The sequence below is a fragment of the Klebsiella sp. Sb-30 genome (assembly GCF_057652795.1).
The window spans coordinates 4,237,939-4,262,328 of sequence record NZ_CM172749.1; the positions used below are offsets into that span (position 1 = coordinate 4,237,939).

Genomic DNA, 24,390 nt, shown 5'->3' on the forward strand with positions numbered 1-24,390 from the left:
TGCTCCTTATAATTTTCCGAGTCGAATTTTAATAGCTGTAGTCGATACCTCTGCCTCGTCAGCTATTTTTTCATATCTCTCTTCTTCCCGGAACTCCTTATATTCGGATAATTTTAGTTGAATTAAATGCCAAGGCATTAATATATCTGCTGCAAGTCTATTAGCTTGAACCTCCATATAGTCTGAAAGTTTGGAACGATAAAGAATATCATCCGTTATACCATCTCCAATACGATCTCTATGTAACAGGAAGTGGGCTATTTCGTGAGCAACGGTGAAACGCTGTCTTTCTTTTACATCATGACGATTAACTCTTATAACAAAACGGCCGTTGTCTTCCTTGATTTCACCTGAGATTCCTGCGGGTAAAGTTGCTTTCATAACTGTTACCCCTAATTCTTTAGCTATTGCACCTACAGGAATTGGAAACTCTTCCTGCATTTTTTTAATTAAGGATACTTGCTCATCTGAAAGAGAAAACCATTCGTTAGAGTTAGTCATAATCATTTTGGTTCCTCCTCCAGCATGTCCTCTGATGAAAATCTAATCCCTCGATACGTTACTTTTTGTACAGCTTCGTAAATTATTTTATCGAAGCTTCTACCTTCTATAAGTTTTAATAACACATCTTCTGTTACTGTAGGTGCGAGTCGTTCTGAAACAATAGCTGCCTCTGTTGTAGATATGGTCGTCGCAACCTCTTTAACACTATCCATTATTTTCTTATATCCGAAAAATGAAAACACAGCCATTGCAATACCAAGTACTGTCAGTATTACTGCCACTGAGGCTAATAAAATACCGGTCCATACGGCAAAATTCATTCCACTACTATTCTCTAATGAATTTATTTTATTCCTCATTACTTCAATTTCATTTTTCTGAGAATTAATTAAAGACGTTAGTTCAATTATTTCTTTTGATTCAAGATAAGGCTTGATATTCTCAGATGGAATGTTTTGCTTATCATCGATAAGTTTTTTTTCTGTTGGTTGTGCGCTTATTGTTTTATTTGAAGCAAATGCTACATTATTTACACAAGAAAAAATAAAGAATGTCAGAAAAAAAACAATGAATTTAAATTTTTTATCTTTCATGATTAGGTACTTTTCAGTATGTAGTACACATAGTGTACTATCTATCTTCTGCGAATAAAACCTTTTCATGACAACGAGATAGATATTCAATAAATATAGTAATCTCATAAAACCTAGTTATAAGACTCACCGATAGTTGGGGGGGAGAAGCCACAATGAAATCTAGTTTACCTCGATAATGTCTGAAAAGTGTTATCTTTTAAATTATCTTATTGATTTTTAAAGCTAAATATAAAACATCAAAACTACACATATGTTTTTTCGAATGTGTCTATTGATTATGTTCATCTACCGAGTATCCTGTATCCAAAGTTTCAGGAGGCCAGATGTCACTAACATCCTTACAACTCTTCAAAAACCTCTCCGATGAAACCCGTCTAGGCATCGTGCTGCTGCTCAGAGAGATGGGAGAGCTGTGCGTGTGCGATCTCTGTACAGCGCTGGAGCAGTCGCAGCCCAAGATCTCCCGTCATCTGGCAATGCTCCGGGAAAGTGGTCTATTGCTGGATCGTAAACAAGGCAAGTGGGTTCACTACCGCTTGTCCCCGCATATTCCTTCCTGGGCCGCTCAGGTGATTGAGCAGGCCTGGTTAAGCCAACAGGACGATGTACAGGCCATCGCCCGTAAGCTGGCATCAGCAAACTGCTCTGGTAGCGGTAAGGCTGTTTGCATCTAAAAAATTTGCCTGAACATATATGATTTTTCGAATGTGAGGTATTCAGAATGAAGACGTTAACGGTGTTTGACCCGGCAATGTGCTGCAGTACCGGCGTATGTGGCTCAGATGTCGATCAGGTTCTGGTTGATTTTTCTGCTGATGTGCAGTGGCTGAAAGGACGTGGCGTACAGGTTGAACGTTACAACCTGGCGCAGCAGCCCATGAGCTTTGTTCAGAATGAGAAAGCGAAAGCATTCCTCGAAGCATCTGGAGCAGAAGGGCTTCCGCTACTGCTGTTGGACGGTGAAACGGTGATGGCAGGGCGATACCCAAAACGTGCTGAGCTGGCTCGCTGGTTCGGTATTCCGCTGGAGAAGGTGGCGTTAGCTCCCACCAGCTGCTGTGGTGGTAATACTTCCTGTTGCTGAATATGTCAGGAGGACATATGAAATTCTTACAGAATATCCCGCCTTACCTGTTTTTTACCGGTAAGGGAGGTGTAGGAAAAACTTCTATTTCCTGCGCGACGGCTATCCGCCTTGCCGAACAGGGTAAGCGGGTTTTGCTGGTCAGTACCGATCCGGCCTCCAATGTCGGCCAGGTATTCGATCAGGCTATCGGTAACACCATTCACCCTGTAACGGCAGTTCCTGGGCTTTCTGCTCTGGAGATTGACCCGCAGGAAGCTGCCCAGCAATACCGCGCCAGAATCGTTGATCCTATCAAAGGTCTTCTGCCTGATGATGTTGTTAACAGTATCAGCGAGCAGCTTTCAGGAGCCTGTACCACTGAGATTGCAGCGTTTGATGAGTTCACCGGCTTATTGACAGACGCTTCCCTGCTGACCCGCTTCGATCACATCATTTTTGATACAGCGCCGACGGGCCACACGATTCGCCTTCTCCAGCTTCCCGGTGCCTGGAGTAGCTTCATTGAAAGTAATCCAGATGGTGCTTCCTGTCTTGGCCCAATGGCCGGGCTGGAAAAGCAGCGTGAGCAGTATGCTCATGCAGTAGAGGCGTTATCCGATCCTGAACGTACCCGCCTGGTTCTGGTTGCACGACTGCAAAAATCTACGCTGCAGGAAGTCGCCCGCACCCATGAAGAACTGGCTGCAATTGGCCTGAAAAACCAGTATCTGGTGATTAATGGTGTGCTGCCTAAAGCCGAAACTGAATATGACGCCCTGGCCGCTGCGATATGGCAACGTGAGCAGGAGGCACTGGCAAATCTTCCTGCCGGTTTATCTGAGCTACCGACAGATACCCTATTACTACAGCCAGTCAATATGGTTGGTGTTTCAGCATTGAAGGGACTGCTGGATACCCGTTCTGAGGCATTACCGCTCCCGGTAACGAACGTCCTGTACACGCCTGAAAACTTATCGCTCTCTGGCCTGGTCGATGATATCGCCCGCAGTGAACACGGCCTGATTATGCTGATGGGCAAAGGTGGCGTAGGGAAAACCACGATGGCTGCTGCCATCTCCGTCAGGCTGGCAGACATGGGATTTGACGTGCATCTCACGACCTCTGATCCTGCTGCGCACCTGAGTACAACGCTGAACGGCAGCCTCAAAAACCTGCAGGTCAGCCGCATCAACCCTCACGATGAAACCGAACGCTATCGCCAGCATGTTCTTGAGACGAAGGGAAGAGATCTGGACGAAGCAGGGAAACGGCTACTGGAAGAGGATTTACGCTCTCCCTGTACTGAAGAAATTGCCGTGTTTCAGGCCTTCTCCCGCGTGATTCGTGAAGCGGGTAAGCGCTTTGTTGTTATGGATACCGCCCCTACCGGACACACGCTGTTGCTGCTGGATGCGACCGGGGCTTACCACCGAGAGATTGCCAAAAAAATGGGGAGTAAAGGTCATTTTACTACCCCCATGATGCAGCTTCAGGACCCGGAACGAACCAAAGTTCTGCTGGTTACGCTTCCTGAAACCACACCGGTGCTGGAAGCGGCAAACCTGCAGGCTGATCTTGAAAGAGCGGGAATTCATCCGTGGGGCTGGATTATCAATAACAGCCTTTCCATTGCGGATACGCGTTCTCCGTTGCTTTGCCAGCGCGCTCATCAGGAACAGCCTCAGATTGAGGCTGTTAAGAATCAGTACGCTAACCGTATAGCGCTTGTTCCGGTGCTGGCGTCAGAGCCCGCTGGTATTGAAAAGCTCAGAGAGTTGATGAGTTAATTTTTTTGCATATACAGGGCGGCAAAGTCGCCCTGTCAGGAGGTTTTATGTTACTGGCAGGCGCTATTTTTGTCCTGACCATTGTTTTGGTTATCTGGCAACCAAAGGGATTAGGGATCGGCTGGAGTGCAATGCTGGGCGCGGGCCTGGCTCTGATATCTGGCGTTGTGCATGTGGGCGATATTCCGGTGGTGTGGAATATCGTCTGGAACGCGACGGCGACCTTTATTGCCGTAATTATTATCAGCCTGCTGCTTGATGAGTCCGGCTTTTTCGAATGGGCAGCGCTGCACGTTTCCCGCTGGGGTAACGGTCGTGGACGTTTGCTCTTTACGTATATCGTTCTGCTCGGTGCGGCGGTGGCGGCACTGTTTGCCAACGATGGTGCGGCACTTATTCTGACGCCGATAGTCATCGCCATGCTGCTGGCATTAGGGTTCAGCAAAGGCACCACGCTGGCATTCGTCATGGCTGCCGGTTTTATTGCCGATACGGCCAGCCTGCCGCTTATCGTGTCGAACCTGGTGAATATAGTCTCGGCGGACTTCTTTGGACTGGGCTTCACTGAGTATGCGTCGGTAATGGTGCCGGTGGATATTGCCGCTATTATCGCCACGCTGGTGATGCTGCATCTGTTCTTCCGCAAAGATATTCCACCGACTTACGACCTGGCTCTCCTGAAAGCACCGGCAAAGGCGATTAAAGATCTGGCAACCTTCAGAACCGGCTGGATAGTTTTAATTCTTCTGCTGGTTGGGTTCTTTGTCCTTGAGCCGCTCGGTATTCCCGTTAGCGCGATTGCCGCGGTAGGGGCGGTAATACTGTTTACCGTGGCGAAACGAGGCCATGCCATTAATACCGGTAAAGTGCTGCGTGGGGCACCCTGGCAGATCGTTATTTTCTCGCTGGGGATGTATCTGGTGGTCTACGGTCTGCGCAACGCCGGGCTAACCGAATACCTTTCTGGTGTGCTGAATGTACTGGCGGATAAAGGACTCTGGGCCGCGACGCTCGGTACTGGCTTCCTGACGGCTTTCCTGTCTTCCATCATGAACAACATGCCTACCGTGCTGGTTGGCGCTCTCTCTATTGATGGCAGCACCGCAACAGGCGTTATCAAAGAAGCGATGATTTATGCCAACGTGATTGGCTGCGATCTGGGACCTAAAATTACACCTATTGGTAGCCTGGCAACGCTGCTTTGGCTGCATGTCCTTTCACAGAAGAATATGACCATCACCTGGGGATACTATTTCCGCACCGGGATCGTCATGACTCTGCCTGTGCTGTTTGTAACGCTGGCAGCGCTGGCGCTACGTCTCTCTTTCACTTTGTAATGAGATACTGATATGAGCAACATCACCATTTATCACAACCCGGCCTGCGGCACGTCGCGTAATACGCTGGAGATGATCCGCAACAGCGGTAATGAACCGACCGTTATTCATTACCTTGAAAATCCACCGTCACGCGATGAGTTGGTCAAACTTATCGCAGATATGGGGATTACAGTACGGGCGCTGCTGCGTAAAAATGTCGAGCCTTATGAAGAACTGGGGCTTGCCGAAGACAAGTTTACTGACGATCAGTTAATCGATTTTATGCTTCAGCATCCGATCCTGATTAACCGCCCGATTGTGGTGACACCGTTGGGAACGCGCCTTTGCCGCCCTTCCGAAGTGGTACTGGATATTCTTCCGGATGCGCAAAAAGGCGAATTTGCTAAGGAAGACGGCGAGAAAGTCGTTGATGAAACAGGTAAGCGATTGAAATAAACATAAGGGGGGCAGACGCCCCCTTATTCCTGCCTCAGAGCATAAGATCTGAATCTTCTGGCAGAGTACTATTCCCTTCACCAAGTTTCATTTGCAGCAAAACCGTGTCAAGCCAGCGGCCATGTTTGAAACCAATGTCCTTTAATGTGCCTATTTCAGTAAATCCTGCGCGAATATGCAGCGCAACAGAAGCGACGTTAGCGCTGTCACCCACAACAGCAATCATCTGACGATATCCCTGAGATTCGGCCCATTTTAATGCATGATCGAGCAGTGCTTTTCCGACCCCCTGTCGCTGATAAGCCGGATCAATATATATCGAATTTTCAACCGTGAACCGATAAGCATGGCGTTCGCGGTAACGGGAAATATAACAGTAGCCGATGATCGTATCGCCCTGCAGGGCGACATACCATGGGAATCCTCGAGACTGAATGCTCCTTAGTCGGTTAAGCATTTCCTGCGTATCCGGAGGTTCGGTTTCGAAGCTACCTGTACCATGCAGAACATGGTGAGCATAGATATTGCGTATCGCGGTAATGTGCTGTTCTTCAGCTTTGATAATGTGCATCGAATTGCTCCAGTAATGGTGTTTTACAAACTACCGGAATTCGCGACAGCAGGTTAAGCACTTAAACTTATAATCTGTATAAGCAAAAGTTTGGCTACAGAAGATGGGGCCGCGGCCCCATCTATTAGTCTGCCATTTTTGCCAGCAGAGTCGCACCCACTGGCTCTTCGTTCTGCAGTGGTGTTAATGCAATACGCTTTGCAAACTGCTTTGTAACGTCTTTTATCAGCGGCAGTTCGCGACTGGCTCGGGTTACGAGGAACGGTGAGGATGGTTTCGCAGCAGCCAGACTGCTATTGATTACCCATGCCCATGGTTCAATTCCGGCCCGACGCAAATCCTGCTGCAGGTTTGCTGCTTCCAGTACAGGTGTCGTTTCGGCAAGCGTTACGATAATCACCTTCGTCTTCTCCGGGTCCTGCAATTGCATCATTGGCGTCAACACATGATCATGCGTTTGCCCCATCTGGCGCACCATTTCCCGGTGATAGGCTCCTGTTGCATCCAGTAGCAGAAGCGTGTGACCTGTTGGCGCTGTGTCCATAATGACAAAATGGTCATCGGCCTCTTTGATGATCCGCGAGAATGCCTGGAAGACGGCGATCTCTTCAGTACAGGGTGAGCGGAGATCTTCCTCCAGCACCGCCAGCCCTTCTGCATCTAACCCTTTCCCCTGATTTTCCAGAACAAAGCGACGATAGCGTTCCGTCTCTACCTTCGGGTCGATACGGCTGACCTGAAGATTTGGTAGCGAGCCATCCAGCGTATAAGACAGATGAGCTGCCGGGTCGGATGTGGTCAAGTGGACCTTGTGACCGCGCTTAGCCAGCGATACCGCTACCGAGGCCGCTACGGTCGTTTTACCCACTCCGCCTTTACCCATCGTCATTATCAGCCCTTTACCTGTCTGGCTGAGTTCATCTACCAGCGAGGCAAGTTTCGGTAAATCCAGAGCATTCAGCGTGGTAGCAGCCAGAACCGGTGAGGCTTTGCTCTCCGTAAATAGCTCCCGCAGGGCTTCCAGACCGACCAGATTAAATGGCTTCAGATACAGCTGCGAGCGGGGAAGGTTCGCCAGGTTCTCTGGCATTGCCTGTAATGCTTTTTCTTCCCGAGCCAGAATACTTTGTGCCAGTGGATCATTTTCACCTGCAAACGGCGGCAGCACGCCATTGATGGCAAGGTGTTGATGCTGCAAACCGATTGCATACAGCTCGTCGTGCGTATGAGAGACTTCTTTCAGTGTCGAAGCCTGGGCGCGGGCAACCAGAACCAGACGCGTGAGTGCAGTATCAGAGAGCGCCTTAACCGCGTCTGAGTACTGGTGCTGTTGTTTCTCCAGCCCCACCAGCGGCCCGAGGTTAGCGGCAGCATCAGGGTTCGCTTCGAGATAACCGCTCCAGGCTCCTGGCAGCTCAAGCATACGGATGGTATGACCGGTTGGCGCAGTATCAAATACGATATGGTCATACTTTTCCCGCAACTCATGGTTGGTAAGAAGACCAGTAAACTCATCAAATGCCGCGATTTCCGTAGTGCAAGAACCGGAGAGTTGCTCTTCAATACTGCTGACTACATCGGCAGGCATCAGCCCGCGAACAGGGTCGAGCACTCGGTCACGATAGGCTTGCGCTGCAGCCATCGGGTCAACTTCCATCGCCGCAAGATTTTGGACGGTACTGATATCTGTTATTCGGTGGCCGATAGTCTGGCTAAATACCTGACCGACATTGGAAGCCGGATCGGTACTCACCAGAAGCGTTCTCTTACCCTGATCGGCCAGCCATACCGCAGTAGCACAAGCGAGGGATGTTTTACCTACTCCACCTTTACCGGTGAAGAAGATGAACGGGGGAATGTCTTTTAAAAATGGCATATTCATCAGTGATAGCTCCTCTGTAATTAAGGCATACGTGGAATGCAGCAGCAGCTTGGTTGCGTGCTGTCTTCACTCCAGTCCTGAGGAAGCTGAATACCGGCCCAACGGGCGATATCTTCACGATTCGGGAGTTTGCCTGCCATTACGAGCTTGCCGTCGAGCAAGGTCACTGGAAGGGACTCTAGTCCCGAAGTGTTCAGAAACTCTTTGATGACAGGGTTATTCAGGAACTGCTGCGGGTTTTTCGCAAGGCTGTAGCGCTGAATATCGACGCCATTTTTTTTTGCCCATTCGGCGCTGGCGTTCCATTTGACGGCTTCGTCACTGACCACAACGCTACTGGTTGCGCAGCAGCCTGCAGCTTCAAAGATCTCAATTTTTGACATGGAGTGTTTACCTCAGTGTTTAGTCATTTGGCTTTACACTGAGGTAAACGAAGGTGGTGGGAAAAAGATGCGCGATTAATTCATTTTTTTGTGGCAGCAGACGGGAGACGTGTCATCCGCCTCAATCTGACAAAGTTCTGTCATCGTTTCTTTCAGGTGCTTTCTGGCCCGTAGCAAACGGGATTTAAACGCCGTAAGCGAGATTCCAAGTTCATCGGCCAGAGACTGCTGGGGACGCCGGTTAAGGTCGGACTCTTCAATCAACCACCGCTCATCTTCGGATAAAGCCTGTAATGTTTCAGGCAGGCAAATATCCAGCGTTGAGATTGCATCAGGGGATGCATCAATTAATGGGGCATCTTCTTCCAGCTCAACGAATTCCCTGGTGGTGCGGTACTCATCAATCAGTAGATTTCTCGCCGCCCGATATAGCCAGGCTCGCGGATTCTCCATCTTGCAGAAACTGTCTGAATGAGCGCGGGCACGCAGGAATAGTTCCTGCAGTAGGTCTGCTGCTTTTTGGCTATCACCTGTCTTCGATGTCAGGAAGCGAGATAGTTCGGCTTCATGTTGCCGCCAGAACACGCTCATGCAATTGTTGAATGCCGTTACATCACTCATACCAGCCCTCAAATTTTGCTCTGATTAACCCGCCGGGAAAATTCTTCTGCAGACTCTTTTCGTTCGCTGTAGCGATCAACGAGATAGGCTGAGTTACCTCGGGTCAGCAGAGTAAATTTCACCAGTTCTTCCATCACATCCACGATACGGTCGTAGTACGATGACGGCTTCATGCGTCCATCTTCATCAAACTCCTGCCAGGCTTTTGCCACAGAGGACTGATTCGGGATGGTGATCATCCGCATCCAGCGGCCAAGAATGCGCATCTGGTTTACGGCATTGAAAGACTGAGAGCCACCGCAGACCTGCATTACGGCCAGCGTTTTCCCCTGAGAAGGGCGAACAGCGCCTTCCGAAAGTGGTATCCAGTCAATCTGGGCTTTCATGATGCCGGTCATCGCACCATGGCGTTCAGGGGAACACCACACCATCCCTTCAGACCAACGAACCAGCTCGCGCAGTTCCATGACTTTAGGATGCGAGTCAGGCGCATCATCAGGAAGAGGCAAGCCAGAAGGATTGAAGATCCGCACTTCTGCGCCCATGGCGGTCAGTAACCTTGCCGCTTCTTCCGTTGCCAGTCGGCTGTAGGAACGTTCGCGCACAGAGCCGTACAACATGAGGATGCGTGGAGGATGGGGAACGGCAGGAACACCTAATCTTGCCTCTGTGACTGAAGTGTCGAACAAACCCGAATCAACATTCTTAAGATCACCTGTCATTTTACTTCTCCGTCTTCTGGGGCATGGTGAGGCAGTCGTCAGTCCCTGAGCAGCATTCTTCTGTCAGGAAGGCAATCAGAGCCTCAAGGTTTTCATATCGAGCATGGCAAAAGAGCGTTCTGCCCTGACGTTCCTGTCGTATCAGAGAAACTGATATCAACGAGGAAAGATGATGGCTCAGCGTAGACGCTGGGATTTCGAGCCGCTTCTGCAGCTCGCCAACCGGTAAACCTTCATGCCCGGCTTTAACCAGCTCTCTATACAAGCTCAGGCGCGTAGGATGACCCAGCTCTTTCAGGGTTTCTGCTGCTTTCGAAAGCTCCATTTGCATCTCATTTCTATATTTCCGGAATTATGGAAATAATAACTTATTTTCCCAAGAAACCATAGTAAACATGCCTGAGAGTCGAGCTGGAGAAACGACTTAATCTGCAACGGAGGTTCCAGTGGTTACTATGTTTAGCCAGAGTTGAAGGGCTGTTCCACTGCTGGTAGGGCATCACACATAGCATGATTCTGCACTCAGCTTGAGGCTAAAAACGCCCTGTTTGGCAGCTAAGGCATTAACGTTCTGGCACCTGTCAGACGACCATTACCGTCGAGAGTGAGAAAGGATTTGGCGAACATATTCTAGGCTCCATCCAACCAACACGCAGGCATAAGCCGTCCCTGAAGGGCAGACAAAAGCCATGCGGTTGGAAGGTTTAAAGATGTTGCGAGGGATATTGTGGTGTGGTTCTCACACGATGAGATGCTGGCGTAAATAAATCGCCACCAGCAAAACGGATGTAGGGAATATCAACCCTGGCTGCAGCCGAATGAGCGTTCGGTACTGCTATAGCGCTTGGTGCGATGTTTTGCCATGTAGCTCAGACGGAAAGTCAGTGCCTCCAGTTTTTTTCTGAAATCCTGCTTATTGAGATCCAGGAAAGCCAGAGGGTTATCCGGAAAATGGACTAACGTAAGATATTCAGACCAGTCTCGTTTCTTCATTGAACTCAGCCAGGCGTTCTGAATCAGGGATGCCAAACCTTTCCCCTGTTCATCGTAGCTTCCCAGAGCATTGAATGTGTCGGTGTTGACGAGGAGAGCCAGGTGGTAATGCTTCTTGCCATCAAGTTCAGGCTGCTCCAACACCCAGACATAGCGAACTGAAGTGCGATGGCAGCGTTTACCTTCTCTGGCTTTTTGGTGTCGGTAAGCGACTATTTGAGCTTTCAGTGAGTCGATAAAACGGGACATTAGCCCCTGGCTTAAATCAGCATCGCTGATAATACTGTCGCCCACATCCCCGTCTTCCGGTAAGTGCAGATCCACCCTGATAACTGTGGTTTGCGGATGGTCCTGCAGTGCGTGACAGAGCACTTCAGCAACTCTTTGTAGATAAAGCACGTTGAAAGGTGCCTGGCTTGGGTCGAGCTTCATAGGCTTAGTATCATCAAATAAAAACATAGTGGTTTCCTCAGCCTGTCTCACGGGGCAGCAGGCACGATGCTGCCCCGTGAGACAGGCTGACATAGTGGTTTAAATGGGGGATTCAGGGAGGTAATGCTGATGGTCATGCAGAACACAGGTGCTCTTGGCTGATTGACCAGTGACTGTTATGACTACAGAACATTACTCATATCTGAGGTGTTATTAAGTGGTTGTATTAAAAGTATATATTACCTATCCGACGCAGGCTAACGCCGGTAAGCCTTGCTGTGTATGGCTTGGGTGGCTGTTTTTTGGACTAACATCACTCCGAAGTTAGTTGTCTCATAAAATAATGAATTTCGATGGAGTCAGGTGGGCTACAATGTATCTGAGGGGATTAGCCCAGTGGTTCGGAAGTTGTCCTCCAGGCAAAGCAGACATACTCATCCATCAGACTGGCCAGCGCAAGGTTTTCTGCCTGTCGGTCATTGACCCAGATATCTATCTCTTTGTCTTTTTTGAACCTGAGATTGTCGGTCCAGTCATCAAGGCAATTACCCAGCATCAAATCGTACCAGCACAGCCAGACCAGCTTCAGACGCAGCTCGCTACCGCTGAATTGCCGGAACAAACTGATGAGCTTATTTGCCAGAGGACGCTGTTTTAAACGCACGCACTCAGACAGCAAAATCCCCTCCAGCATGGGATGGTGAGCCAGCAGATGCTCCTGGGTAAATAAACTGACGCTCAGGTCATCATTAACAGTCAGTGGGGCTGCTGCTCTGCCATAAATAATCCGATGCAGGCATTGGGGGACAATAGCAATAACCTCGTCCTCACCCAGAAACTTAAGGCTGCCAACCGTTAGGGTATGATGGTGGTAGATATTCTGGTGGCACATACCTGATCTGACCGTCAGCTTCGTAAAATCGGTCAACCAGACCTGATAATATTTATATAGTTCTTCGTAACGAGGTTTGTAATCTTTCATGGTTCATATTCCTTCTGGCTTAAATTACAGAAAGCAGAAAACCTCCGGAGAAACCGGGAAGTCATTATTCTGCTGAGGGTTTAATCTGGCGGGAGGTTATTTACGGGACTGGTCGATTCGTTCCTGTAGCCAGTTTTCGACTTCGCTTTTTAACCATCGGGAGCTTCTCCCCAACTTTATGGGCTTGGGAAAGGCTCCGTCCTTAATGAGCTTAAATATCCACTTGTCTGTCATCTGGAGCAGACTGGTGATAAAAGCCATGTCAACGAACTGGTCTTCGGTAAGTGAGGGACGCGTAGTCATGATTTGTATCTCCGGTTATGAAAGGTAAGCCGGATTCGTGATGTTTGATAACGACCACTGCTCCGACATACCAACCGAGGGAAACGTAAAAAAAGAGAGGACCATTTACCTACCATTATCACTCCAAAACCATGCTTGCCGATGCGCGCTACCTTCTTTTGTCTTTGGCGGAGCCACTGCAAACCAGGCGTCGTTGCAAAAAGCTACTCCTCATTGATAGTCTTTTTTTTCTAAAAGGTAATGTCCGTATAGAAAGCACTCACATGCAATGATTGTGTCTTAAACGCAATAAAGCTACCCTTACCCCCGTAAAACCAGACATTCACCTCTGAATTACCCTACGTATTTTCTATGTATTTGAATTGAATTTTCTATGAATTACGTTTGATTTCTTTACAAGAAATCTTATGCTGAACCCACATTTTTGGTGGTAAAGGCAGTGCATTACATCACCAATTGAAAATAACAATCATTTGCAAAGGTGATGATCGTGAACAAAAAAACTGAAGTTAGTGATAAAAGTGAGAACGAAAATCGATATCAAAGAAAATTCAGGGTGGTAAAAGGGTTGGAAAAAGAAATGACATGGTTAAAAAAAGACCATAGAGCATGTCACTTTTTTTTGTTCCATTTAACTACAGAATTTTCAGGATGGGCGGAACGCAGTAGAGTTAAACAGAATAACAATGATACTGCTCTAAGCGAGCCTCAAAGTGGCTGGGGAACACTTGCGTTAACGCTTGATAGCCCTTTATATCAGACTGACGCTAGTTTTTTCTCTCCACCTCAAGATTTACCTAGCGAATTAAAACGGCAGATTAATGAAGGGCTGGATATTGAAGTAGCTAGCGAAAAAATAAAAACCTCGGATGATGTTACAGAGATTAACATTGGTTTGGTTGATAATAAAATTGTTGGCGATAGTAAAAGCAATAACAAATTTCCACCGGCAGATTTAATGTTTGCAGACGGCGTCACCAACTCAAATGTTAAAAATTCCATCAATATACGCAACAGCTTCTTTAGCGTTATTGACCAGTTACTTCTTAGATATCATTCTGATCGAGAGATATTGAAGATAATATCGGATATCACTTCTTTGTGGGGAATACAATTCAAAAGATTCCCGTCACCTTTTTCCTGGCTTAACAGTAAAAATAAAGAACATTGCCAGTGGCTTTGGGATGAAATGCATAAGCGCTGTGTTGGCATTCCATTTCAACCTCGGGATCATAGTCAACAATGGCATTTTATTATCGCGACGTTCGATAACTGGAAAGGGTGGTCAATAGAACAGCTAGATTATTTAACGGAGAAAAATCCAAAGCGCAATCCAGATAAATTATTTTCTGATCGCATGGGAACGAGCAAAAAAGAAATTGAACACAAAACGGTTCTCCTTGATGAGCTAAAAAAGGCATGGGATCAAAGGGAAAGAAGAGCCCGAAGAGCAAAGGATCCTGTTGCCGCCAGGCTAACTAGAGCGGCTCAAAAAAAACTGGAGTTTATTGCCAGCATAGAGAAAACCACATCAAAGGACATTCTTAACGAACTGATTGACAAAGCTTTTCATGAAGCGAAGCGTAAAGCCCTGTAATTATAACTTGATGCAGCAGTAACAAGGCATCACCCCAAATAATTTCAGATAGATATTATCGCTGTGAATCCCCCCGCGTTCTTCAACGGATCGCGGGGATTGTTGTTTTCACATCGAGATATTTGTATGAAAAAATCTGAAGCTCTTCAGGCCATCGAAAGGCCGCTGGCATCACTACCCCATGCTATCGTCAAACCTATTCTTGAACATATTCAAACTATCACTCACTACGAACCCGTAATCGGGATCATGGGCAAAACCGGTGCGGGTAAGAGCAGTCTATGCAATGCCCTGTTCCAGGGGGAGGTTACGCCGGTCAGCGATGTGGGGGCCTGTACCCGCGATGTGCTGCGCTTCCGGCTCCATAATAGCAACCACAGTCTGATGATTGTTGATTTACCGGGCGTGGGGGAAAGTCAGCAACGCGATGAAGAATACTCCGCACTGTATCGTCGTATCCTGCCTGAACTGGATTTAGTGCTGTGGGTTATTAAAACGGATGATCGCGCTCTGTCGGTAGATGAGCATTTTTATCGAAAAGTTATGGTGGGCTGCCAGCGTCGGTTTCTGTTTGTCTTGAATCAGGCTGATAAGGCTGAACCCTGTCATCAGTGGAATACCACCAGCAATACACCATCTCCGGACCAACAGTTGACTATTGAGGCTAAGCGGAGCGCAGTACAGCAACTGTTCCTGTCGCATCATCCGGTCTGTGTCGTGTCGGCCCGAACCGGTTGGGGGATGGAAGCGATGGTGCAGTGCATGATGCGCAGCCTGCCTGACAGGGCCACCAGCCCACTGACGACACAACTGCACAAGAAGCTCTGTACTGAACCGGTAAAAAAGCAGGCCAGAGATAGTTTTGGTTGCGCGGTGGGCAGCGTGTTTGATTTCGTTGCATCATCGCATTTACTTCCGCCCCCTGTCCGAAACGTTATAAACAATGTACGTGATGTCGTCGTGTCGGTTGCCCGCGCAGTCTGGAACTGGATTTTCTTCTGACGTTTCGCTGTTATGCCAATAGCGTGCGGACATACCCTGTCCGTTAGCAGCTGTTTTTCATCGTACTGACGACCAGCATGTTCTGGAAAGCCGCACCATTCCTGACTTCGATCGATTTAAAAAATCGTACTGGCGTGTCCATACCCTGCCTTACGTCCTTGTTACACTAAACCGCATCTTTTCAGTCCATTAGCTCATCGGAGAACAAAGCCTTATGACTCAGACTGCACGCCGCCATGATCGGCTTGCCGTCAGGTTGTCGATGATTATCGGTCGCCTGGTGGCAGGCGAGACGCTGGATATGCACAAGCTAGCCGCAGAGTTTGGTGTGTCGGTCCGTACCCTGCGCCGGGATTTTCGTGAACGGTTGATGTATCTGGACCTGGAGTACCGACAGGGCCGGTGTCGTCTGCTTTCCGGCAACCGCCAACGGGAGCTGGCAGTAATGACCTTTGCCCGACAGTCGGGAGTTGAGATCCTGTTTCCGGGACTGGACAGTCATCTGGTCACCTCCCTGCTTGGCGGACCTGGTGAGTCCCCCTGTCTTATCTGGCAGAAACATTCCTCGTTGCCAGTCACCGACAGCGGAGTTTTTACCCGGCTGGTAAGTGGTATCTCGGAATACAGGAAAGTGACCCTGCGCGGTAACGGATGCTGTCATGCGGATATAGCCCCCTACCGTCTGGTGCTGCATGACGGCGGCTGGTATCTGACAGGAACGCATCAGGCCCGCATTATCGCGCTGCCGCTGACAGATATCCGTGCGGTCACGCTCCATCCCGACAATTTTGCCCCCGACACCTCCGTGCGCGACATTCTGTCCCGCCCGGATTTCCTTCAAGCTTTACCTTACTTTCAATGTATCAATGACATTATATCTGCCTTCAGTACTAAAACGCTTTAGCCAAATAAAAGGATAATGAAGTGAAAAAAATAAAATTAGTGCTATTAATACCTGGTATCTACATTGGGTTAATCACGTCAGGTTTTGCGGAGGCATCCAGTATTTATAAAGGGATATTACCTGCTGTGGTGAATAATAAGAGTGGCAACAAATTTTGGTGTGATGCTTACCATCAAGTGCGGAAATTGTGTAAAGCTACTGAAATTGATGCTTCAGGCGGATTTATCCTGGTACGTTCAGCTCCGTTAAAAGATTGCAAAGCTGGCATTTGGGGATGGATCAACCCTGGTGACAACAATAGTGCTACTGATTACATTGCAACGGGTTATACCATAACGCCTGATGCTACATCTAAGGTAACAACCAGAGATATGTGCAGCCCAGACATGAAAGTGACCTTTCGCCCTAATGTTAAAAGACCCCAGTTTGAGGATATGGTAGGGCTATATAACGGAAAGGAAGTGTTTCGTTATAAATGGCCTGATTCAAAATAAATTGTCTTCCAGACAAGGAATAAATATGAAAAAGTCATCATTAATAATTGCATTATTATTTCCATTGACAGCCTCTGCTATCCCAAATATGTGGACCAGCGGCTTTGGTCAAGGCATAACAGAATACTTGATTACCAGCTCTGAAAGTGTCGTTTTTAACCTTAACTGCACGATAAACCCTGATGAACAGAACACTTTACAACATAATGTACTCATCGATTTACCTGACGGTACTCGTGTTGATTCACATGATGACAAAACAGCAGTAACGGTTGTAATGAATGACCGACAGTTTCATTTACCCTCCTCGCTGGGTTGGCGAAATGGGGATAATGCGTGGATTCAGTTTATTGATGCTATCGGTGACGCCGCAACGTTCGATGTTTACGTCAACAATAACAAAGTTGGCTCCTTTAGTCCGGGTCTGAAGAATACGCAAAAAGAACTATCTGACCTCAGTGAGTGTCGGACCACACACTACAGCGATTAATTATTCACATTTCAGATCTCTCCAGCCCGCTACGCACCAACACCAGATAGCAACAGGCCATGCTCCTTCGGGAACATGGCCTTTTTTGTTTTTATTTCATTATCAGATAAGGAGTTAACCATGCGATTAGCCAGCCGTTTTGGCCGTCTCAACCAGATACGCCGTGACCGGCCACTGACACACGAAGAGCTGATGAGTCATGTCCCCAGTGTGTTCGGGAGTGACAAACATGAATCTCGTTCAGACCGTTATACCTACATCCCGACCATCACCATCCTTGAAAGTCTGCAGCGGGAAGGCTTTGAGCCGTTCTTTGCCTGCCAGACAAAGGTTCGCGACCAGAGTAAGCGGGAGCACACCAAACACATGCTTCGCCTGCGTCGTGCCGGTCAACTGACCGGGCATCAGGTGCCGGAAATCATTCTTCTCAACAGCCATGACGGCTCATCAAGCTACCAGATGCTGCCGGGGCTATTTCGTGGCGTTTGTACTAACGGTCTTGTCTGCGGCCAGTCATTCGGCGAAGTGCGGGTGCCGCATAAAGGTAATGTCGTCGAGAAGGTGATTGAAGGGGCTTACGAAGTGCTCGGCGTATTTGACCGTGTGGAGGAGAAACGCGATGCGATGCATTCGCTGACGCTACCAGCCCCGGCCCGTCACGCGCTGGCGAATGCCGCGCTGAAGTATCGCTTTGGTGAAGACCACCAGCCGGTCACGGTATCGCAGTTGCTGACTCCGCGTCGTCGGGAGGACTACAGCGATGACCTGTGGACTGTCTACCAGCGCGTGCAGGAGAACCTGATGAAAGGTGGATTGTCAGGGCGAACCGCACAGGGGAAAAGCAGTCGCACCCGTGCCGTTACCGGTATTGATGGCGATGTGAAGCTCAATCGTGCCCTGTGGGTGATGGCAGAAAACATGCTCGAGTTTTTCGGGCGTTAAACAACAACACCAACATAAAGAGATAGTTTAATGGATACACAAAACCTTGAGTTCGCTGAGCAGACAGCAATTACTGCATCACCGATTTCTGACGAACTACGCATCGGCTTCTGGCCGCAGCACTTTGGCTCCATCCCACAATGGATAACCCTTGAGCCCCGAATCTTTGGCTGGATGGACCGTCTGTGTGCCGATTACCACGGTGGTATCTGGAACTTTTCGACGCTCAGCAACGGCGGTGCTTTCATGGCTCCTGAGTCAGAGCACGATAAGACGTGGGCATTGTTCAACAGCATGAACGGCAACGGCGCGGAACTTACTGGCGAAGCGGCAGGGATAGTCGCCTGTCTGATGGCTTACAGCCACCACGCCTGTCGTACCGAATGTGATGCGATGACTGAGCACTATTATCGCTTACGTGACTTCGCGTTACACCATCCAGAGTGCAGCGCCATTATGCATCTCATCGACTGAGGAATGCCTGACATGAATACCGCATTATCCCCGCTGTCATCTCAGCCTGAACTCTTTCCGCTGGCGGTTATGACCCAGCATGGTTGCCTGCTCCCAGCGACATCCGGATTGACACCTTATGCCCAACGGACCATCCGCCGGGCTATCAACCTGCTGGATAAATATCTGCGCCAGCCTGGAATAGCCTTTACCTCAAGTACTGCTGCCCGTGACTGGCTTCGGTTACAGCTGGCCGGACAGGAGCGGGAAGTGTTTATGGTGCTCTATCTCGATAACCAGCACTGTTTACTGGAGAGCGAAACGCTGTTTGCCGGTTCGATTAACCATGTCCAGGTCCATCCCCGTGAGGTAGTGAAGTCAGCGCTTCGCTTCAATGCTGCAGCTGTCGTACTGGCGCATAACCATCCATCCGGTGACCCGAAGCCCAGTCAATGCGATCGCAACATTACGGGCAGGCTTAAAGAAGCGCTAGCACTGGTTGATGTGAACACGCTCGATCATCTGGTCATCGGTTCAGAGGGCATTGTATCGTTCGCAGAGCGAGGCTGGATATGAAAATCATAAGCAAACGCCAGGCAATGACCCTGTACCGGCAACATCCTGGCTCTCGGCTGTTTCGCTTCTGTACCGGCAAATATAAATGGTCTGGCAGTATCTGCCATTATGCTGGCCGCGAGGTGGAGGACCTATGCGGCGTTCTGGCCGTATTTGCTGAACGTCGTCAGGACCGCAATGGTCCCTATGTCATTCTTCGAAGCGTTACTCTTAATTAATCTTTCCTTTAATCAGGAACAATAATGAACAATTACTCAGAATCCGGTACCAAGCCTGAGAATCCCGCCTGCCAGCAGTGGGGACTACAGAGTACGATCCCCCCCTGTTTTGGCGCTCGTCTAGTGCAGGAAGGCAACCGCCTGCATTTTCTTGCTGACCGGGCCGGGTTTAACGGTGCTTTCAGCGACAAGTATGCATTGCGCCTGGACCAGGCTTTTCCCCTGATACTCAAACAACTGGAACTAATGCTGACCAGCGGCGAGCTCAATCCCCAGTATCAGCACTGCGTCAGGCTATATCACAATGGGCTCACTTGCGAAGCTGACACACTTGGTAGTTGCGGCTACGTATACATCGCCGTTTACCCAACTCAACGCTAATTAAATACACGAGAGCAAAAATGAAATTTCTACCTGCAAGAAACATGCGGGCGGCGAAGCCATGTCTGTCGCCCGTTGCAGTCTGGCAAATGCTACTTACACGCCTGCTGGAAAAACACTATGGTCTGACCCTGAACGATACGCCGTTCTGTGATGAAACCGTTATACAGGAACATATCGATGCCGGTATCACTCTGGCTAATGCCGTTAACTTTCTGGTAGAAAAGTATGAGTTAGTACGTATCGATCGCACAGGATTTACCTCACAGGAACAAGCGCCATATTTGACCGTGACAGATATCCTTCATGCCAGGAGAGCATGCGGATTAATGAACAGTTGTTCGTATCGGGAAGTAAGTAATATTGTTCTTAGCCGATCGCGGCAGTGAGAAAGACTTCAAGAGCCGAGAAAATTTATAGTCTGTGAAAAAATTGGTGATATTGGCTACTCGGTGAAAGGCTCATCGAGTCGCATGAAAAACAAGGTGGGGGCACAAAAGGGGGCATTTATAAAGATGAAACAAGAAAATATCTATATTTATCAAAGGGAATATGCGGTGTGTTATGTTCCTATTATCGCACCATCACTTAAAGATCCTTATAAATCAATATGTTAAACTTAAAGGCCTGCCTTTAATTCATCTATAAGAATCGGTAAATCATCCCTCATAGCTGCCGTTATGGTTGATATGGCAATTGGGATGTTAACTGTAACGGCCTGTCGTTGTACCGCTCGAACAGGTGCAAGCTCAACTCGAAGCTGATGACTTCCAATGTCTCAAAATTGCCCAATAAACGCTTAAAAGTTACGCATTCAGCTCCGATGCCCCTTACAGTGCTTCCTGAGGTATACCTAAATGAATCAGCAGAGGAGGAAGTCAGAGGAGGAGTTAACAGAGAGGCGATGATAACCAACGCCCCTGATATATTAGCTATTTTGTGCGTTTGCGGCCGCAATTCTCACGCCACAGATAAAATCCCCCATGCCAGCACCAACGCTGTTACCATCGGCTACGTAATCGCCCTGAAAATCTAATCTCCCATCCATACCGAAGAAACTCAGCTTTCCGAAGCCATTGTCACAATCCGCATTTTTGATGCTGACTTTGTAGTATTTGATTGTCTTATCGCTTTTGTTATCGAACATCATAAGGATAGATGACTCGCCTTTGATGTTTTTGAAAGTACCCTTTTTAGCTGAATACTCAGTGGTGTCATTAGATGCAACCGAAATCCAGTTACTTGAATTTTCTGCAATAGCAACCTGTGACAGAAGAAGTACCGACAAGCCCAGCCATGAGATTTTCTTAACCATAAACGCCATTCCATTTATAAGAGTTTTCTTAATTCTATCCACGCTTTCAGTAACGTTCAATGATGCATCACAGACACTGCTATTTATCAGAGGGAGCAGGGATGCTTACATCGGCACCAGATGCCTCCGCCATCATAGAGACATTTCCAACGCTATTTTCCCGTATGCAGGCGCAGCCAGTCGCTGAGATTAAACCGTCAGAGCGGCTCAACATGTTAAGTAAAATTGCGATGCATGTCGGGGCGGAAAATGCCGGTCCATTTGCAGGCATTGTGGGGTTGAACCGGCACTGATTACAGCTAATGCGAGCTGAAAATCGGCAGGGCAAAAATGCCTGAGCGGATGATTATCGCGGCTGTAAACCACCGGCCGCGCCGTTGCAATGTGCTTTTTTGGCTGCACGCCTTCCGTTAACCGCGGGCGAGCTCGAATAGCTGGCCTGCCGCCGGGGTCAGACCTGACATATGGATACAGGCATGGACCATCCCCTGCAATCGCTCGCTGCGCACCTTAACGCCAGCTTTCTGAAGCCGTTGCGCATAATCTTCAGCCTCATCGCGTAACGGATCATATTCGCAGCTCAAAATGGTGGCCGGAGGTAAGCCGCTGAGTGAAGCGGCATGCAGCGGTTCGGCGTAGGGATGACGACGCAGGCCAAGATAGTTGTCCCAGCAAAACGCCATCGCATCTCGCGTTAAAAAGTAGCCTTCGGCAAACTCCCGGTAGCTCTCCGTCGCCATATCGCGACTTAACGCTGGATACAACAACAGCTGATGCTCGATATGAGGCCCCCCGCGGTCCCGAGCCAACAATGCCGTAGCCGCAGCCATATTTCCTCCAGCGCTATCGCCGCCCACCGCTAACCGACTGGCATCTATACCCAGACGATGCGCCTGCTCGTAAACCCAGCATAGTGCCTGATAGACATCTTCCAGGGGGCGAGGAAACGGATATTCTGGCGCCAGCCGGTAATCAACCGACAGAATTATCCGGCCCGTCGCGTTAGCCAATGCCTGGCAAGGTTGATCGTACAGCGCCAGAGACCCCAGACACCAACCGCCGCCGTGGGCAAACAGCATTGCTGGCCGGGCGCTCCCGTCATTTGCCGCTACGGGCTTATAGGCGCGAAGCATAATGCGATGGCCGTCATCAGCGACAACGATATAATCCTTAATACCTCCGCTCATTTCCCCTTTGCCCTGCAGCTGGCGCAAACCCGTTTCTGTCGCCATTCTCATATCGGTCAGCGATACGGGCGCCGGTGTTCCCGCCAAAGAGGCCAAAAACTCGGCAATACGCTTATCAAGCGGCATAACAGGTCCCCTCTGACAGAAATGGCACAATCAGCGCGATAAAAACCTCATGGCACTCTTCGGTAATAAAATGTCCGCAGTCGACCACCGTCTCGCCGCGCAAATCATGCGCGTTGCCTCGTAAGGTGGCCAGCGGCGCATCGCCCGTCGCGTGCTCCGCACCGATTGTTAGTACCGGCATGGTTAATGGCGTTTGCGCGCGTAATTGATTCTGTCGAATGGTTTCCGGGATCGCCCGATAGTACTCAAAGCCCGCTCGCAATCCACCCGGAGTCGAATAAGCGGCAATGTAAACCTCTGCGGCGACCCGATCGCGGCGATGGGACCAGCGGTTGAAAATATAGTTGAGATACTGTGATTCACGCCCGTAGGTCAAGGTTTCAGGTAAATCAGTCAACTGATTGAACATGAAGTGCCACAGAAAAATGTTCTCCTCCGGCGCGACAAAAATCGGCGGTGGCGGAGCAAGACCAGGGATCACCGCTTCTGTCAGCACCAGGCGCTCGACGGCCTGCGGAAAATCGCTCGCCATAGCGTAGCCAATCCACATGCCGACATCGTGCCCCACCAGACGGTAACGCGAATGTCCCAGTTGCGTCATCATCGTATGCAACATCACGGCGATACTTCCGGTGTCGTAACCGTCGCGCGGTTTGTCCGAATCGCCGATGCCGGGCGGGTCTACGGCTATCGCCTGAAAACCAGCCGCGGCCAGCGCACGCATAACATGGCGCCAGGTATACCAGGTCTGCGGCCATCCGGGGATCAGCAGGACTGGCTGCCCTTTCCCTGCGACAACGCAGTGGATGCGTTGTCCGTTTACCTTCGTATAGACGTGTTGCGTCCCGGGATCCTGTTCCAGGATCTCGTCATATGGCTGTTTCATGGGGGACTCCCTGTGATATTACGGCTTAGCGAATGCCGAGTAATGTATTGATCTGATGAGGATTAACCTGTGCGCCGGCGAAATCGTCGAACACTTTATCAGTGACGTTAATGATGTGGTCGCGGATGAAGGCAGCACCTTCCCGGGCGCCGTCCTGCGGGTGTTTCAGGCAACATTCCCACTCCAGGGTAGCCCAGCCGGAATAGTCATATTGTGCCAGCTTCGAGAAGATGCCATTAAAATCAACCTGACCATCCCCCAACGAGCGAAAACGGCCTGCACGGTCAATCCACGATTGATAGCCACCATAGATGCCCTGGCGACCGGTGGGATTAAACTCGGCATCCTTGGCGTGAAACATGCCAATAACATCTTTATAAATATCAATAAACTCCAGATAGTTAAGCTGCTGAAGCACCATGTGGCTGGGATCGAAAAGTACCTGACAGCGAGGGTGTTCCCCTACCCGCTGATGAAACATTTCGAACGTCACCCCATCATGCAGATCTTCGCACGGGTGGATTTCATAACACAGGTTAATACCCTGCTCATCGCAGGCATTGAGTACCGGCAGCCAACGTCTGGCCAACTCGTCGAAAGCCGCTTCGATTAACCCTGCCGGACGCTGCGGGAACGGAAACAGATAGGGCCAGGCCAGCGAGCCGGAGAACGTGCCGAGCTCGCTGAGACCAAGCCGTGCTGAGGCTTTGACGGCCAACAGCAGCTGCTGCCGCGCCCATTCACCGCGCGCCTGCGGATCACCATGCAGTGCCGACGGCGCAAAACTGTCGCACATGGCGTCGTAAGCCGGATGTACCGCCATCAGCTGGCCGAAAATATGGCTGGTCAGTTCACTGACGACCAGGCCATGTTCCGCCAGCATTCCGGTGAGGTCATCGCAGTAGGTCTGGCTCTCCGCCGCGGTGGCTACATCAAACAGACGCCGATCCCATGCCGGAATTTGCAATGCTTTGAAGCCGGTTTCCGACGCCCATCGGGCAATCGCAGGCAAGCTGTTGAACGGGGCTATCCCATCACTGAATTGGGCGAGATGCAGGCTTGGGCCTTTGATGGTTTTCATCGAAACTCCTATTGTTTGTCGATTGACAAACAATAGGAGTAAAATCGGAGAACCACAAGAAAAATTTATAAATTCTTTGGTAATAGCGCAGGTTTAAGCGATCCTGTGTGACTGAACGGCA

Annotated in this window: 31 protein-coding genes; 16 read left to right on the plus strand and 15 right to left on the minus strand. The window is 49.3% G+C overall.

Going from position 1 to position 24,390, the window contains the following annotated elements:
- Positions 1 to 6: 6 nt before the first annotated feature.
- Both AC236I_RS19830 and AC236I_RS19835 read right to left on the minus strand, forming a co-directional pair.
- Positions 7 to 507: an ImmA/IrrE family metallo-endopeptidase gene (locus tag AC236I_RS19830; RefSeq protein WP_029779292.1), complete on the minus strand. Its 501-nt coding sequence runs from the start codon at positions 505 to 507 to the stop codon at positions 7 to 9.
- The gene (locus AC236I_RS19835; protein WP_487608599.1) at positions 504 to 1,097 is read right to left on the minus strand and encodes a hypothetical protein; all 594 of its coding nucleotides are present in this window, start codon (positions 1,095 to 1,097) and stop codon (positions 504 to 506) included. Before AC236I_RS19835 ends, AC236I_RS19830 begins: the two co-directional genes overlap by 4 nt.
- A gap of 326 nt (positions 1,098 to 1,423) precedes the next feature.
- Here AC236I_RS19835 and arsR point away from each other — a divergent pair, with 326 nt between their 5' ends.
- The 5 genes from arsR to arsC are packed head-to-tail and all read left to right on the plus strand — an operon-like array spanning position 1,424 to position 5,728.
- Positions 1,424 to 1,774, plus strand: a complete 351-nt coding sequence (gene arsR, locus AC236I_RS19840; protein WP_000060257.1) for an As(III)-sensing metalloregulatory transcriptional repressor ArsR — start codon at positions 1,424 to 1,426, stop codon at positions 1,772 to 1,774.
- Between the two features lie 47 nt (positions 1,775 to 1,821).
- Entirely contained in the window at positions 1,822 to 2,184 is a 363-nt protein-coding gene (gene arsD / locus AC236I_RS19845) for an arsenite efflux transporter metallochaperone ArsD (RefSeq protein WP_024273801.1), read from the plus strand.
- A gap of 17 nt (positions 2,185 to 2,201) precedes the next feature.
- Positions 2,202 to 3,953 carry an arsenite efflux transporter ATPase subunit ArsA gene (arsA, locus tag AC236I_RS19850; protein ID WP_024273800.1) on the plus strand — a complete coding sequence of 584 codons (1,752 nt, stop codon included), beginning with the start codon at positions 2,202 to 2,204 and terminating at the stop codon, positions 3,951 to 3,953.
- Positions 3,954 to 4,000: 47 nt separating this feature from the next.
- Complete coding sequence (gene arsB / locus AC236I_RS19855) at positions 4,001 to 5,290, plus strand: arsenite efflux transporter membrane subunit ArsB (RefSeq protein WP_024273799.1); 1,290 nt, start codon at positions 4,001 to 4,003, stop codon at positions 5,288 to 5,290.
- 12 nt (positions 5,291 to 5,302) lie between these two features.
- Positions 5,303 to 5,728, plus strand: a complete 426-nt coding sequence (gene arsC, locus AC236I_RS19860; RefSeq protein WP_024273798.1) for a glutaredoxin-dependent arsenate reductase — start codon at positions 5,303 to 5,305, stop codon at positions 5,726 to 5,728.
- 34 nt (positions 5,729 to 5,762) lie between these two features.
- On the opposite strand, the gene AC236I_RS19865 is transcribed toward arsC, so the two are convergent.
- The 9 genes from AC236I_RS19865 to AC236I_RS19905 form a co-directional block, all read right to left on the minus strand.
- Positions 5,763 to 6,299 carry a GNAT family N-acetyltransferase gene (locus AC236I_RS19865; RefSeq protein WP_024273797.1) on the minus strand — a complete coding sequence of 179 codons (537 nt, stop codon included), beginning with the start codon at positions 6,297 to 6,299 and terminating at the stop codon, positions 5,763 to 5,765.
- A 124-nt stretch (positions 6,300 to 6,423) separates the two neighbouring features.
- Complete coding sequence (arsA, locus tag AC236I_RS19870) at positions 6,424 to 8,181, minus strand: arsenical pump-driving ATPase (protein WP_096965025.1); 1,758 nt, start codon at positions 8,179 to 8,181, stop codon at positions 6,424 to 6,426.
- 20 nt (positions 8,182 to 8,201) lie between these two features.
- On the minus strand, positions 8,202 to 8,564 hold the full coding sequence (locus AC236I_RS19875) for an arsenic metallochaperone ArsD family protein (RefSeq protein WP_024273795.1): 363 nt from the start codon (positions 8,562 to 8,564) through the stop codon (positions 8,202 to 8,204).
- Between the two features lie 75 nt (positions 8,565 to 8,639).
- Entirely contained in the window at positions 8,640 to 9,185 is a 546-nt protein-coding gene (locus tag AC236I_RS19880; protein WP_487608600.1) for a sigma-70 family RNA polymerase sigma factor, read from the minus strand.
- Positions 9,186 to 9,193: 8 nt separating this feature from the next.
- Positions 9,194 to 9,907: an arsenical resistance protein ArsH gene (gene arsH / locus AC236I_RS19885; RefSeq protein WP_487608601.1), complete on the minus strand. Its 714-nt coding sequence runs from the start codon at positions 9,905 to 9,907 to the stop codon at positions 9,194 to 9,196.
- Position 9,908: 1 nt separating this feature from the next.
- The gene (locus tag AC236I_RS19890; RefSeq protein WP_024273792.1) at positions 9,909 to 10,232 is read right to left on the minus strand and encodes an ArsR/SmtB family transcription factor; all 324 of its coding nucleotides are present in this window, start codon (positions 10,230 to 10,232) and stop codon (positions 9,909 to 9,911) included.
- 473 nt (positions 10,233 to 10,705) lie between these two features.
- Positions 10,706 to 11,359: an inovirus Gp2 family protein gene (locus AC236I_RS19895; RefSeq protein ID WP_487608602.1), complete on the minus strand. Its 654-nt coding sequence runs from the start codon at positions 11,357 to 11,359 to the stop codon at positions 10,706 to 10,708.
- 361 nt (positions 11,360 to 11,720) lie between these two features.
- On the minus strand, positions 11,721 to 12,314 hold the full coding sequence (locus AC236I_RS19900) for a hypothetical protein (protein ID WP_487608603.1): 594 nt from the start codon (positions 12,312 to 12,314) through the stop codon (positions 11,721 to 11,723).
- 96 nt (positions 12,315 to 12,410) lie between these two features.
- A complete protein-coding gene (locus AC236I_RS19905; protein WP_487608604.1) occupies positions 12,411 to 12,617 on the minus strand; it encodes a helix-turn-helix transcriptional regulator in 207 nt (68 codons plus the stop codon).
- A 490-nt stretch (positions 12,618 to 13,107) separates the two neighbouring features.
- Between AC236I_RS19905 and AC236I_RS19910 the strand changes: the two genes are divergently transcribed.
- The 11 genes from AC236I_RS19910 to AC236I_RS19960 all read left to right on the plus strand — a co-directional run bounded on the left by AC236I_RS19910 (position 13,108) and on the right by AC236I_RS19960 (position 20,063).
- Complete coding sequence (locus AC236I_RS19910; protein ID WP_487608605.1) at positions 13,108 to 14,214, plus strand: hypothetical protein; 1,107 nt, start codon at positions 13,108 to 13,110, stop codon at positions 14,212 to 14,214.
- A 126-nt stretch (positions 14,215 to 14,340) separates the two neighbouring features.
- Positions 14,341 to 15,216 (plus strand): GTPase family protein, encoded by an 876-nt coding sequence (locus AC236I_RS19915; RefSeq protein WP_487608606.1) that lies wholly within the window; start codon positions 14,341 to 14,343, stop codon positions 15,214 to 15,216.
- Positions 15,217 to 15,430: 214 nt separating this feature from the next.
- Entirely contained in the window at positions 15,431 to 16,120 is a 690-nt protein-coding gene (locus AC236I_RS19920; protein WP_487608607.1) for a WYL domain-containing transcriptional factor, read from the plus strand.
- Between the two features lie 20 nt (positions 16,121 to 16,140).
- Positions 16,141 to 16,614: a hypothetical protein gene (locus tag AC236I_RS19925; RefSeq protein WP_487608608.1), complete on the plus strand. Its 474-nt coding sequence runs from the start codon at positions 16,141 to 16,143 to the stop codon at positions 16,612 to 16,614.
- A gap of 25 nt (positions 16,615 to 16,639) precedes the next feature.
- Complete coding sequence (locus AC236I_RS19930; RefSeq protein WP_487608609.1) at positions 16,640 to 17,104, plus strand: hypothetical protein; 465 nt, start codon at positions 16,640 to 16,642, stop codon at positions 17,102 to 17,104.
- Positions 17,105 to 17,224: 120 nt separating this feature from the next.
- On the plus strand, positions 17,225 to 18,046 hold the full coding sequence (locus AC236I_RS19935; protein ID WP_487608610.1) for a DUF932 domain-containing protein: 822 nt from the start codon (positions 17,225 to 17,227) through the stop codon (positions 18,044 to 18,046).
- Between the two features lie 30 nt (positions 18,047 to 18,076).
- Complete coding sequence (locus tag AC236I_RS19940; protein ID WP_487608611.1) at positions 18,077 to 18,520, plus strand: antirestriction protein; 444 nt, start codon at positions 18,077 to 18,079, stop codon at positions 18,518 to 18,520.
- Positions 18,521 to 18,532: 12 nt separating this feature from the next.
- On the plus strand, positions 18,533 to 19,075 hold the full coding sequence (radC, locus tag AC236I_RS19945) for a RadC family protein (protein WP_487608612.1): 543 nt from the start codon (positions 18,533 to 18,535) through the stop codon (positions 19,073 to 19,075).
- Positions 19,072 to 19,293, plus strand: a complete 222-nt coding sequence (locus AC236I_RS19950) for a DUF987 domain-containing protein (protein ID WP_487608613.1) — start codon at positions 19,072 to 19,074, stop codon at positions 19,291 to 19,293. The genes radC and AC236I_RS19950 overlap by 4 nt, the downstream gene beginning before the upstream one ends.
- A 24-nt stretch (positions 19,294 to 19,317) precedes the next feature.
- Complete coding sequence (locus AC236I_RS19955; RefSeq protein WP_487608614.1) at positions 19,318 to 19,674, plus strand: type IV toxin-antitoxin system YeeU family antitoxin; 357 nt, start codon at positions 19,318 to 19,320, stop codon at positions 19,672 to 19,674.
- A 20-nt stretch (positions 19,675 to 19,694) separates the two neighbouring features.
- The gene (locus AC236I_RS19960; RefSeq protein ID WP_487608615.1) at positions 19,695 to 20,063 is read left to right on the plus strand and encodes a TA system toxin CbtA family protein; all 369 of its coding nucleotides are present in this window, start codon (positions 19,695 to 19,697) and stop codon (positions 20,061 to 20,063) included.
- Positions 20,064 to 20,602: 539 nt separating this feature from the next.
- On the opposite strand, the gene AC236I_RS19965 is transcribed toward AC236I_RS19960, so the two are convergent.
- The 4 genes from AC236I_RS19965 to AC236I_RS19980 all read right to left on the minus strand — a co-directional run bounded on the left by AC236I_RS19965 (position 20,603) and on the right by AC236I_RS19980 (position 24,269).
- Positions 20,603 to 20,989: a hypothetical protein gene (locus AC236I_RS19965; protein ID WP_004858320.1), complete on the minus strand. Its 387-nt coding sequence runs from the start codon at positions 20,987 to 20,989 to the stop codon at positions 20,603 to 20,605.
- Between the two features lie 410 nt (positions 20,990 to 21,399).
- Complete coding sequence (locus tag AC236I_RS19970) at positions 21,400 to 22,302, minus strand: alpha/beta hydrolase (RefSeq protein WP_134936902.1); 903 nt, start codon at positions 22,300 to 22,302, stop codon at positions 21,400 to 21,402.
- The gene (locus tag AC236I_RS19975) at positions 22,292 to 23,188 is read right to left on the minus strand and encodes an alpha/beta fold hydrolase (protein WP_214240943.1); all 897 of its coding nucleotides are present in this window, start codon (positions 23,186 to 23,188) and stop codon (positions 22,292 to 22,294) included. Before AC236I_RS19975 ends, AC236I_RS19970 begins: the two co-directional genes overlap by 11 nt.
- A gap of 25 nt (positions 23,189 to 23,213) precedes the next feature.
- Positions 23,214 to 24,269, minus strand: a complete 1,056-nt coding sequence (locus tag AC236I_RS19980) for a sugar phosphate isomerase/epimerase family protein (protein WP_032716721.1) — start codon at positions 24,267 to 24,269, stop codon at positions 23,214 to 23,216.
- Positions 24,270 to 24,390: the final 121 nt, after the last annotated feature.

What these genes read in the sequence shown, in the direction of transcription:
- arsH (WP_487608601.1), bottom strand. Translation starts at nt 9,907, where the DNA reads ATGACAGGTGATCTTAAGAATGTTGATTCGGGTTTGTTCGACACTTCA.
- AC236I_RS19955 (WP_487608614.1), top strand. Translation starts at nt 19,318, where the DNA reads ATGAACAATTACTCAGAATCCGGTACCAAGCCTGAGAATCCCGCCTGC.
- AC236I_RS19830 (WP_029779292.1), bottom strand. Translation starts at nt 507, where the DNA reads ATGATTATGACTAACTCTAACGAATGGTTTTCTCTTTCAGATGAGCAA.
- arsA (WP_024273800.1), top strand. Translation starts at nt 2,202, where the DNA reads ATGAAATTCTTACAGAATATCCCGCCTTACCTGTTTTTTACCGGTAAG.
- AC236I_RS19950 (WP_487608613.1), top strand. Translation starts at nt 19,072, where the DNA reads ATGAAAATCATAAGCAAACGCCAGGCAATGACCCTGTACCGGCAACAT.
- AC236I_RS19875 (WP_024273795.1), bottom strand. Translation starts at nt 8,564, where the DNA reads ATGTCAAAAATTGAGATCTTTGAAGCTGCAGGCTGCTGCGCAACCAGT.
- AC236I_RS19930 (WP_487608609.1), top strand. Translation starts at nt 16,640, where the DNA reads ATGAAAAAGTCATCATTAATAATTGCATTATTATTTCCATTGACAGCC.
- AC236I_RS19980 (WP_032716721.1), bottom strand. Translation starts at nt 24,269, where the DNA reads ATGAAAACCATCAAAGGCCCAAGCCTGCATCTCGCCCAATTCAGTGAT.
- AC236I_RS19895 (WP_487608602.1), bottom strand. Translation starts at nt 11,359, where the DNA reads ATGTTTTTATTTGATGATACTAAGCCTATGAAGCTCGACCCAAGCCAG.
- radC (WP_487608612.1), top strand. Translation starts at nt 18,533, where the DNA reads ATGAATACCGCATTATCCCCGCTGTCATCTCAGCCTGAACTCTTTCCG.
- arsA (WP_096965025.1), bottom strand. Translation starts at nt 8,181, where the DNA reads ATGAATATGCCATTTTTAAAAGACATTCCCCCGTTCATCTTCTTCACC.
- AC236I_RS19940 (WP_487608611.1), top strand. Translation starts at nt 18,077, where the DNA reads ATGGATACACAAAACCTTGAGTTCGCTGAGCAGACAGCAATTACTGCA.
- AC236I_RS19975 (WP_214240943.1), bottom strand. Translation starts at nt 23,188, where the DNA reads ATGAAACAGCCATATGACGAGATCCTGGAACAGGATCCCGGGACGCAA.
- arsB (WP_024273799.1), top strand. Translation starts at nt 4,001, where the DNA reads ATGTTACTGGCAGGCGCTATTTTTGTCCTGACCATTGTTTTGGTTATC.
- AC236I_RS19865 (WP_024273797.1), bottom strand. Translation starts at nt 6,299, where the DNA reads ATGCACATTATCAAAGCTGAAGAACAGCACATTACCGCGATACGCAAT.
- AC236I_RS19960 (WP_487608615.1), top strand. Translation starts at nt 19,695, where the DNA reads ATGAAATTTCTACCTGCAAGAAACATGCGGGCGGCGAAGCCATGTCTG.
- arsR (WP_000060257.1), top strand. Translation starts at nt 1,424, where the DNA reads ATGTCACTAACATCCTTACAACTCTTCAAAAACCTCTCCGATGAAACC.
- AC236I_RS19900 (WP_487608603.1), bottom strand. Translation starts at nt 12,314, where the DNA reads ATGAAAGATTACAAACCTCGTTACGAAGAACTATATAAATATTATCAG.
- AC236I_RS19880 (WP_487608600.1), bottom strand. Translation starts at nt 9,185, where the DNA reads ATGAGTGATGTAACGGCATTCAACAATTGCATGAGCGTGTTCTGGCGG.
- arsC (WP_024273798.1), top strand. Translation starts at nt 5,303, where the DNA reads ATGAGCAACATCACCATTTATCACAACCCGGCCTGCGGCACGTCGCGT.
- AC236I_RS19915 (WP_487608606.1), top strand. Translation starts at nt 14,341, where the DNA reads ATGAAAAAATCTGAAGCTCTTCAGGCCATCGAAAGGCCGCTGGCATCA.
- AC236I_RS19920 (WP_487608607.1), top strand. Translation starts at nt 15,431, where the DNA reads ATGACTCAGACTGCACGCCGCCATGATCGGCTTGCCGTCAGGTTGTCG.
- AC236I_RS19970 (WP_134936902.1), bottom strand. Translation starts at nt 22,302, where the DNA reads ATGCCGCTTGATAAGCGTATTGCCGAGTTTTTGGCCTCTTTGGCGGGA.
- AC236I_RS19935 (WP_487608610.1), top strand. Translation starts at nt 17,225, where the DNA reads ATGCGATTAGCCAGCCGTTTTGGCCGTCTCAACCAGATACGCCGTGAC.
- AC236I_RS19835 (WP_487608599.1), bottom strand. Translation starts at nt 1,097, where the DNA reads ATGAAAGATAAAAAATTTAAATTCATTGTTTTTTTTCTGACATTCTTT.
- AC236I_RS19905 (WP_487608604.1), bottom strand. Translation starts at nt 12,617, where the DNA reads ATGACTACGCGTCCCTCACTTACCGAAGACCAGTTCGTTGACATGGCT.
- arsD (WP_024273801.1), top strand. Translation starts at nt 1,822, where the DNA reads ATGAAGACGTTAACGGTGTTTGACCCGGCAATGTGCTGCAGTACCGGC.
- AC236I_RS19890 (WP_024273792.1), bottom strand. Translation starts at nt 10,232, where the DNA reads ATGGAGCTTTCGAAAGCAGCAGAAACCCTGAAAGAGCTGGGTCATCCT.
- AC236I_RS19965 (WP_004858320.1), bottom strand. Translation starts at nt 20,989, where the DNA reads ATGGTTAAGAAAATCTCATGGCTGGGCTTGTCGGTACTTCTTCTGTCA.